This is a genomic window from Nitratidesulfovibrio oxamicus, from assembly GCF_015731765.1.
Classification (GTDB): domain Bacteria; phylum Desulfobacterota; class Desulfovibrionia; order Desulfovibrionales; family Desulfovibrionaceae; genus Cupidesulfovibrio; species Cupidesulfovibrio oxamicus.
This window is the reverse complement of the sequence record NZ_VRYY01000024.1, coordinates 1-8,988: the sequence shown is the minus strand read 5'-3', so window position 1 is coordinate 8,988 and position 8,988 is coordinate 1. Positions and strand designations below refer to the sequence as shown.

General features: G+C 67.0%; 7 protein-coding genes. 5 read left to right on the top strand and 2 right to left on the bottom strand.

Translation table 11 applies throughout. The annotated features are described in order from the left end of the window. Window positions 1-284 precede the first annotated feature (284 nt). Window positions 285-1,376: an HD domain-containing phosphohydrolase gene (locus FVW20_RS01270; protein WP_196607959.1), complete on the top strand. Its 1,092-nt coding sequence runs from the start codon at window positions 285-287 to the stop codon at window positions 1,374-1,376. 222 nt (window positions 1,377-1,598) lie between these two features. Here the strand turns inward: FVW20_RS01270 and FVW20_RS01265 are convergent, their stop codons facing one another. After that, the gene (locus FVW20_RS01265; RefSeq protein ID WP_196607958.1) at window positions 1,599-3,632 is read right to left on the bottom strand and encodes a methyl-accepting chemotaxis protein; all 2,034 of its coding nucleotides are present in this window, start codon (window positions 3,630-3,632) and stop codon (window positions 1,599-1,601) included. A 303-nt stretch (window positions 3,633-3,935) separates the two neighbouring features. Then, window positions 3,936-5,747 carry a sigma-54-dependent transcriptional regulator gene (locus FVW20_RS01260; protein WP_196607957.1) on the bottom strand — a complete coding sequence of 604 codons (1,812 nt, stop codon included), beginning with the start codon at window positions 5,745-5,747 and terminating at the stop codon, window positions 3,936-3,938. A gap of 543 nt (window positions 5,748-6,290) precedes the next feature. Between FVW20_RS01260 and FVW20_RS01255 the strand changes: the two genes are divergently transcribed. The 4 genes from FVW20_RS01255 (at window position 6,291) to FVW20_RS01240 (ending at window position 8,712) form a co-directional block, all read left to right on the top strand. Continuing rightward, complete coding sequence (locus tag FVW20_RS01255; protein ID WP_196607956.1) at window positions 6,291-6,782, top strand: PilZ domain-containing protein; 492 nt, start codon at window positions 6,291-6,293, stop codon at window positions 6,780-6,782. A gap of 420 nt (window positions 6,783-7,202) precedes the next feature. Further along, complete coding sequence (locus tag FVW20_RS01250; protein ID WP_196607955.1) at window positions 7,203-7,766, top strand: hypothetical protein; 564 nt, start codon at window positions 7,203-7,205, stop codon at window positions 7,764-7,766. Between the two features lie 170 nt (window positions 7,767-7,936). Further along, window positions 7,937-8,233, top strand: a complete 297-nt coding sequence (locus tag FVW20_RS01245; protein WP_231038762.1) for a hypothetical protein — start codon at window positions 7,937-7,939, stop codon at window positions 8,231-8,233. Window positions 8,234-8,334: 101 nt separating this feature from the next. Continuing rightward, on the top strand, window positions 8,335-8,712 hold the full coding sequence (locus FVW20_RS01240) for a hypothetical protein (RefSeq protein WP_015946685.1): 378 nt from the start codon (window positions 8,335-8,337) through the stop codon (window positions 8,710-8,712). Window positions 8,713-8,988: the final 276 nt, after the last annotated feature.

Genomic DNA, 8,988 nt, shown 5'->3' with positions numbered 1-8,988 from the left:
GGACAGCCCGCGCCAGCCATGCGGCTTCATGCGCGGCAGGGCACGCCGCGCTGTCGCGGCGGCGGACAGCGCCCTCCCCCCTTGCGGTGGCCACCGCCGCCTGCTAGTGTTCGCATACTCGATACGCACCCTGCCATGGCCAGATCGCCGTGGCGAGCTTGCCATGCCGCCTCGGATGGCTGGTCACACCCGTCCCGCACCTGCCTTCGCATCCGACCCGCCTGGCCCGCCGCACGGCCAAACCCGGCCCTGCGTACATCCACGCCGTTCTTTCGGAACATGCCATGCCCACTGCGCCCACCATTCTGGTCATCGACGACGACCCGCAGGTTCGCGGCTCCCTGGCCGACTTTCTGTCGGACAGCGGCTACGAGGTCATGCAGGCCGAAGATGGCCGAGCCGGGCTGGATGCCTGGCAGAAGCACCAGCCGGACCTTGTGCTGGTGGACCTGCGCATGCCGGTGCTGGACGGTCTTTCGGTAATCCGCGCCATCACCGCTTCGGGCACGGGTACGCCGGTGATCGTGGTTTCCGGCACCGGAGTGCTGCGCGACGCCGTGGCCGCCCTGCGCGAAGGCGCGTGGGACTACCTGACCAAGCCCCTGGAAGACATGGGCGCCCTGGAACACACCGTGGAACGATGCCTGGAACGGGCGCGGCTGCTGGCGGAAAACGAGGCCTACCGGGCGGGGCTGGAGGTGCGCATCGCCGAGCGCACCCTCGAACTGCGCACCGCCTGCGACCAGCTCAGCGGCATGATGGAAGCCACGGTGGATTCGCTGTCGCGGGTCACCAACCTCAAGGACGCCTACACCGGCACCCACCAGGCCCGCGTCACCGTGCTGGCCACCGCCATGGCCCGCAAGCTGGGCATGCCCAACGACGAGGTTGAGGCCGTGCGGGTGGCGGGCATGCTGCACGACATCGGCAAGCTGTGCATCCCCGCCCAGTACCTGCTGAAGCCCACCGTGCTCGATAGTCACGAAATGGCCTTCTTGCGCCAGCACCCCCAGTTCGGGCACGACATCCTCGAAAGCATTCCCTTCCCCCATCCCGTGGCGCGCATGGTGTTGCAGCACCACGAGCGGCTGGACGGCTCCGGCTACCCGCACGGCGTGGCAGGCGATGCCCTGCTGCAGGGGGCGCGCATCCTGGGCGTGGCCGACGTGGCTGAAGCCATGTGCTCGCACCGCCCCTACCGCCCCGCCCACTGCCTGGAAAAGGCCATGGACGAACTTTCGACGGGCAGGGGCACCCTGTACGCCGCCGACGTGGTGGACGTCTGCCTGGGTATGTTGCGCGGCAACCACGCCGACATGCCGGATGTTGCCGAAGTGCTGCGCCAGCTGCGCAACGGCGACGCCGTGTGCTCGTGAGCACGCGGCCCCTCCCCGCCCGATGCCCGTACCGTGGTCGCAAAGCGCCTGCGCCCAGCCACGCCGCCCCCGTCACCCCGTCACCCCGTCGCCCCGTCACCCCGTCGCCCCGTCACCCCGGTACGCATGGTCAACGCAAGACCGGGACCGCCCGCGCAGGGACGATCCCGATCTTCATGTCCGGCCTGACGCCGCAGTGGCGGCCTGTCGCTTTATGCGCGTTCAGGCGTTGTCGCGCTGCATCTGTTCGATAATGGCCTTCAGCCTCTGGGCCTGCGCCGCAAGTTCGCTCACGGCCAGGGCCGACTGGCGCATGGCGTCGCTGGTCTCGGTGGAGATGCGGTTCACCTCCTCCACCGCCCGGTTGATCTCTTCGGACGCGGCGGATTGCTCTTCGCTGGCGGTGGCGATGGAGCGCACCTGATCGGACACGGAATCGGCCAGGGCCACGATGGCGCCCAGCGACTGCCCCGCCTCTCGCGCCCTGCCCGTGACGCTTTCCACCTCGCGCACCGTCTCGCCCACCTGGGCGATGCTCACCTTGGCCCCCTGCTGGATGCCGCCGATGGCCTCGCCCACTTCCCTCGTGGCGGTCATGGTCTTTTCCGCCAGCTTGCGCACCTCGTCGGCCACCACGGCAAAGCCGCGCCCGGCATCCCCCGCGCGCGCAGCTTCGATGGCGGCGTTCAGCGCCAGCAGGTTGGTCTGGTCGGCGATGTCGGAAATCACGCCCAGGATGGCCCCGATGCGCTCGGTGCTCTTGCCCAGGGCGTCCATGTCGCTGTTCAGGGTCTCGGAATGACGCTGCACAACGCCGATGCCGTCGATCATCGCCTCCACGATGCCCGACCCGGCCGTTGCCTTGGCCTTGGCGTCGCCCGCCGTGTCCGCCGCAAGGCCCGCGCTGCGGGCCACCTCGAGCACGGTGGCGTTCATCTCTTCCATGGCCACGGCGGTCTCGCCGGTGCGGCGGCTTTGCAGTTCGGCCCCGCGAAAGGACTGTTCGATCTGCGCCGAAAGTTCTTCCGACGCTGCGGAAACGATGTCCACAATGCCTTCCAACTCGCGCGCGGCGTGCAGCATGCCTTCGCGCCGGGCCTGCTCGCCGCGAGTGCGGGCCTCTTCGGCCTCTGCCATGGCATGCTGGGCCTTCTTCGTCTCTTCCGCCGCAAGGCGGCTCTGCTCCTGCGCCTCGCCGATCTTGTCCTTGAGCGTGCCCACCATGGAGCGCAAGGCGTCGGCCAGTTGGCCCACCTCGTCGCCCGTGCTCACGGTAAGCTCGGAATCCAGTTCGCCCCCGGCCACGGACGTGGCAAAGGCGGTGGTGCGCGCTATGGGCCGCGACAGGGCGCGGGCCAGCAGCCAGGCCACCGCTATCATCACCGGCAGCACGCCCGCCATCACGGCCAGCGAGGAATCGGTCACCCGATCCTGGGCGGCGATGATGCTGGCCACCGGCATGCCTATGAACCACATGCCGATGGTCTTGCCCTCCATGTCCAGGATGGGCCAGTAGGCCGTCTCGTATTCGCTGCCCAGAATCTGGTTGCGCGCCAGGAATGTCTTGCCCGCGCTGAACACCGTCTCCATCACCCTGGGGTTGTCCATACGCGTGCCGATGGCCCGTTTGCCGTCACGCACGATGGTGGTCATGACGCGCGTGTCGCCCTTGAACACGGTGACCTCCAGGCCGGTGAACGACTTGATGTCGTCCACGAAGCCCTCGCGCACCAGCGAGGTGCCGATGGCCACCGTGCCCACCACCTTGCCGTCGCTGCGGATGGGCGCGCCCGCGCGCAGTGTGAACGGCACCACCGTGCCGGAGATGACACCCACCGAGGCTTCGCCGCGCAGGGCCCTGCGCACGGTGTCCTGGTCGAGAACCGAATCGCCCGTCTTGTCCGAATGGCCCCGTGCCAGCACGTTGCCCTTGGCGTCGGTGACGGTCATGAAGTCCGACCCCACGTCACGCATCAGCCGTTTGGCCAGTTCGGACGTGCGCGCGCCGTCGCCCGCGGTCACGGCGGCCACGAAATCCGCATGCTGCGCCACCAGGGCCGCTTCCTCCAGGAATTTCGCCGAACGGTCACCGATGTTGCGCACCACCACGTCGCGCAGCCGGGTTACCGCCTGAGCCGATTCATCGGCGAATCCGCGTTTCATGAAGTGGTGGGCCGTGCCGAAAATGGCCGCTGCCGTCAGCAGCACGATACAGATGACCATGAGGAGCAGTTTGCGAAGAATCGTCAGCTTCATGCACGCCTCGCACGGTAACAAGGTGAGTGTGTACTTCACATATCGGACAACCACTCACGAACATTAGGGAACACGTGATCACCCAATGCACTTTCAAACAGCGGCATGCGCCTGCCCGGCGACCTGCCTTTTAGCCCATGTAACAGAAATGACGGATTGTTGTCTCGTTTCGGCAACTGGAAGTCGCGCGCAAATCGTCGCACCGCGCGGTGCAGGCGAAACCCCGCGCGGAAAGACCGCATGCGCAGACAGCGAAAAGGGCCGCCCGTGGCCGTGGAACGGAAAGGGAAGGAAAGGCGCCGGTCAGTTGCCGGTGCGCAACGAGATGGAATGCTTCTGCAGCAACTCGTACAGCCGGGCGCGTGAAAGGCCGGAAAGCGCGATGGCAGAGGCTATCTCGCCCCGGCTGCGCCGGATGAGCTCCATGAGGTAGGCGGACTCCATGCGGTCCATGGTCACTTCGCGCGCGGAACGGAACGAGGGGAACACCTCGTTGGCGAAGCCGAACCGTTCCCGTTCCACGGGCGGCGGGCAGGTGTCCGAAGAAGGAGCGGGCATTGCCCGGGCCCCGTCGTGCAGGTCGGCAGCGGACATGGCGAATGCCGCGCCCGCACCTGCATGAACCGCCGTACCCGACGCACCCGCGCGCCCCGACCGGGCGACGCCGCCCGACAGCCCAAGCCCGCCGGACTGGCCGTAGGCGCCAGACTGGCCGTACGTGCCAGGCTGGCCGGACGCACCGGCGTATTCGGACTGGCCGGACTGGCCAAACGTGTCGGACTGGCCAAACGTATCAGACTGGCGAGCCTCCGTCGCGTGACCGCGACCATTGTCGCCAGTCCCGGTCCCTGTACCCGCGGAACCCGCCTCCGTACCCGCCCTCGCACTGGACATGGGCGGGTGCATCTCTTCGTCGTGTTCGCGCGCGGGGGCCAGGCTGCGCCGGGCACGCATGACGTGACCGCGTATCTCCACCGGCAGATGCTGGGGGTACAGCCGCTGCTCGGCAAAGGCAGCCTGCACCGCGTAGTGCAGGGCGTTGATCAGGTCGCGCACGTTGCCCGGCCAGTGGTAGAGCTGCACCGCATCCACGAAGTCGGGGGACATCTGCTTGGCGGCCAGGCGGTGCTGGCGGCAGATGCGGTCCACGTAATGCCGGGCCAGTGGTTCTATGTCGTCGCGCCGCTCGCGCAGGGGGGGCAACTGGATGATGCGGGTCTTCAGGCGGTGGTACAGGTCCTTGCGGAAGGCCCCGCGCCGCACCATGTCCTCTATGTCGCAGTTGGTGGCGGCCACCAGGCGGAAATCGCTGCGCACCTCGTTGCGGGCGCTGATGGGACGGAAGGTGCGCTCCTGCAGCACCCGCAACAGCGACTTCTGCACCGAAAGGTCCAGGTCACCGATTTCGTCCAGAAAGATGGTGCCGCCGTCGGCCTGCTTGAACAGGCCGTCGCGCGCGGCGTCTGCCCCGGTGAATGACCCGCGCTCGTGCCCGAACAGGATGCTTTCGGCCAGGGTGCTCGGCAGGTTGGTGCAGTCCACCACGATGAAGCCGCGCCCGGCACGCTCGCTGTTCTCGTGCACGGCCCGCGCGAACAGTTCCTTGCCGGTGCCGGTTTCGCCCAGGATCAGCACGTTGGTGTCGGTGCGGGCGGCCACGCCCAGCGAATGCAGGCAGCGTTCCAGCGGCAGGCTGGTGCCGATGATGTCGCCGCGCTTGATGTTGGCCTGGCCGATCAGGGCCACCTTGGCGGCGTGATGGTACAGGCAGCGTTCCAGCACCTGGCGCATGGAGGATTCGGGGATGGGGTGCAGCAGAACGTCCCAGGCCCCGGCGCGGATGGCGTCCTCCGCCCGGTTGCCCGTGCGCTGGGCCGTAAGGGCCAGCACCTCCGGCTGGCCGCGCATGGCAGACAACTCCGGCAGACAGGCCAACCCTTCCGGGCCGGGCGTATCCACGTCCAGCAGCACCACTTCGCACGCACGTCGTCGCCCGCTGGCCACGGCCTCCTCGCAGGTGGAGACCACGCGGCACGCATGCCCGGCGGCGGTAATGGCGGGCACAAGGTATTCCCTGTACCGCCGCGTGGGATCAATCACCAGAACGTCTGCCATGGTCCCTTCCACCGGCCATTCGCCGGCCCCCGTTCGTGTGCCGTTGCGCCGTCTGTCGTGCGTTCCCGCTTCATGGCAGATCCAGACGCGCCCTTGCGCAACCCGACATGCCGCTCCGAATCCCGCTGCGTCCTGAATGAACGCACCCCGCTGCGGTGATGCGACGGTCCACCGAGTTCCCCCTCGGCTTCCCGCTGTCCAGCAGCACGAGCATACAGCACGCACCTGTCCATATCTCATGCCACAGCATTATATTCTCGGAAAGGGGGGTAGATTTGTACCCTGCAACATCACGCGGGATTCGGCCCCCCATTTTCTCCCGCATACGCCGCTGTTGTCCACATTCTCCGGACGCGGACCGGTCCGACCGGACAGTTCCGGCGCCTGCCCCGACCGGAACCCCTCCCCCTTGAGGCACCACAACCATACAATATGCATCGATAATTTAAAAAAATGCAATTCCCCGCACGAATGGCACGGACTTTTCATATCTTGTCGTCAAGCGTTATTGTCTGCCTTTTGTGGACAACCTGGAGAGCCGCCATGAGAAGATTCCGCGAACTTCGTGTTCACCCCGACCTGCTGAAGCGCATCGACACCGCCGCGGAAGAAATGGGCATCACCACGACGGCCCTCGTGGAGGGATTGCTGGAACGCTACCTGTTGCGCCGCGAGGCCAAATCGCGGGACGACACGGACCGGCGTTCCTTCGAGCGTCATCCCATCCGCCTGCCGGGGGTGGTGTACGTCACCGAACCGGACGGCCATTACGGACGCTACCAGCCCGTGGAGCTGCACGACATCTCGCTGAACGGCGTGGGATTTCGGATGCCCCCCAATACCGAACTGGACATGCGCCTGGCCGACGCCGAATTCGAGGTGATCTTTCGCCTGGACGACAGCAACCCGCCGGTACGCATGCGCTGCCGCAGCACTCGCAACGAGCGCGGCAAGGGCGCCACGCGAATTGGCGCATCGTTCATCGGCGGTGATGCCAGCAGCCATGCCCTGATGGAGCGCTACTTCGTCCAGTAGCCGCCCATTCCCCCATCTGCCGCGCGGCCCCGAAGGCAACTCCGGCCGCGCGGGGCATGCTTTTGTCCGGCGTCCGGGCGGCAGACCGCCCCTGTGCCATGCCACCGTTCCCGTCCCCCTTTCCGCCCGAGCTCGCACGCGGCTCCTCGCCCGCGCGCGGTGTATCCGCTTGCGCCCGCCATGGTCCCTGCCCACGCGCATCCGCCCCTTGCCCCCTTGTCCGTTATCCCTTGCCTGCTGTCCGTTCTCCGTTGTCCCTTGACGCGCCACGCGCCTTTCGCGCAAAGTCTCGTCTCGACAACACGGGGCAACGCGGACAAGGCCGGACAACTCCGGCACGCCAACCGCCCCCCTGCGAGCACGGCTGCGCTCCGGCGCACGCCGACCCCACAAGAGCATAACCCCCCAGGAGACAGGGACATGGCCGAACATACTGCAGAAAAGCTTGATGTACAGCCCTACTTCGACGTGGAACTGCTGATGAACACCAGCCAGGAAACTCGCATCGGCGGCGAAGTGATGAACCGCCTGATGCAGCGTTGGGAAGCCTGGATGGACAAGCTGCACGCCCTGCACATCAGCACCGGAAAGATCCAGTACCTTGTGGTGTGGTTGGACAGCGATGTGGAAGAAGACGTGGACGCCGCATGGGAATCCTCTCCCTCCGATGCGTTCATCGTCAATTCCCTGGCCCAGACCATGGTCATGAGCGCGGTCCACATGTTGCTGCCCGAAGTGGAGGACGTGGGCTGCGCCCCGGCCCCCAAACCCACCGACAAACTGCGCGCCGCGCTGGAGGCCGAAGGCCTGCCCTACAGCGGCGACGGCCCCACCCTGTCGCGCCGCTACGCCGTGGTCACCCATTACCCGTTCAAGGGCGGCTGCGAAATCTGCACCCTGCTCAAGGACTGTCCCAAGGGTTCCGGCGCGGCGGGCGCCCCCTCGTCCATCGTGCTGCCGGGGTACGAATCGGGCAACGACTAGGGGCTGCCCCGACCGAACGACGACACGCAACCGCGAATCACACGGGCCATGGCGCGCACCAGCGCGCCATGGCCTTTTCCGTTGCGCGGGGCGCGCCTTTACTTCACCCGACGACTGCCCTAGAATGCGCGCCCAAGGAACCGGACAGGATGAACGGCCCGGAGGCGGACATGTCCACGGATTTCGCCATGCAGCTTCCAGGACTGCGCCGCATGGGCCCCGGGCTGCTGCGGGCCATGTCCGCACCGCTCGACCCGTGGCGCGACCCGCCCTACCTGACGTCGCCGTCCCCCACCCTGCTGGACAAGACCCGAATCGTCATTGACGACATGGAGACCGATGCGGCAGCCGAACGCCAGCGCCTGCAACGCGCGGGTTACAGCCCCCCCAGGGGCGACACCCGCCGCCAGAGCCCGCTGGTGGTGCCCGAGCGCATCGCAGGCACGCTGGTCTCGCTGATCGGCTGACGCGGCAACCGGCCTTGCCGGTCCCGGCGAGCCTGCCGGTTTCGACGGGCCTGTCCTGCCTGGCCTGTCCGACCGGCCCCATACTTTCCCAAGGAGCGTCCATGAGTCAGGACCCGAAATACCCGACCCGAATCCGCTACGAATACGAGCACGATCCCGGCGTGCGGTTGGAATACGCCCACGGTGTGTGGGGCGGCATCAACCCGCAGGGCGAGATCGAAATGAGCTTCTACATAGAAACCGACAAGATGCCGCCGTTCTCCGAGCGCCTGGTGGCGCCCGACGGCAGCTTTGGCCACGAGGTGGCCCCCTACGACGAAAACCTGAAGGTGATCACCCGTCACATCCGCTCCAAGGTGGTGCTGAACTACCACACCGCCCGCGCCGTTCTGGAATGGCTGGAGGAAAAGGTGGAAACCCTGGAGATGGAAGAGGAAGGCGGCATGATGTACGAAGGCGAGGGCGGCCTGGAACAGTAACAGCCGTCTGCCGGTCCTTTCATGCACTGAAGCCTCCGTTGCGGTGACGCGGCGGAGGCTTTCTCATTGATCCGGCTGTCGAAAGAATGGACGTGCCGCGGGATGCTGCATCGCCGGGCGCCCGTCAACCGTCCCGCCTACTGGCCTCCCCCCTGCCGCCCACCCCGCAGGCGTGCCAGCAGCGGGCGCACCCGCGACAGCACAGGTTCCGCCAGTTCCGGGGCAAGACGGCGCGCCAGCAGCAGGTATGCCCCGGCGAATACCGGCCCGCTGGCG

Bases quoted from the DNA above. Each gene is read 5' to 3' on its own strand.
- FVW20_RS01270 (WP_196607959.1), top strand. From the start codon at position 285: ATGCCCACTGCGCCCACCATTCTGGTCATCGACGACGACCCGCAGGTT.
- FVW20_RS01265 (WP_196607958.1), bottom strand. From the start codon at position 3,632: ATGAAGCTGACGATTCTTCGCAAACTGCTCCTCATGGTCATCTGTATC.
- FVW20_RS01260 (WP_196607957.1), bottom strand. From the start codon at position 5,747: ATGGCAGACGTTCTGGTGATTGATCCCACGCGGCGGTACAGGGAATAC.
- FVW20_RS01255 (WP_196607956.1), top strand. From the start codon at position 6,291: ATGAGAAGATTCCGCGAACTTCGTGTTCACCCCGACCTGCTGAAGCGC.
- FVW20_RS01250 (WP_196607955.1), top strand. From the start codon at position 7,203: ATGGCCGAACATACTGCAGAAAAGCTTGATGTACAGCCCTACTTCGAC.
- FVW20_RS01245 (WP_231038762.1), top strand. From the start codon at position 7,937: ATGTCCACGGATTTCGCCATGCAGCTTCCAGGACTGCGCCGCATGGGC.
- FVW20_RS01240 (WP_015946685.1), top strand. From the start codon at position 8,335: ATGAGTCAGGACCCGAAATACCCGACCCGAATCCGCTACGAATACGAG.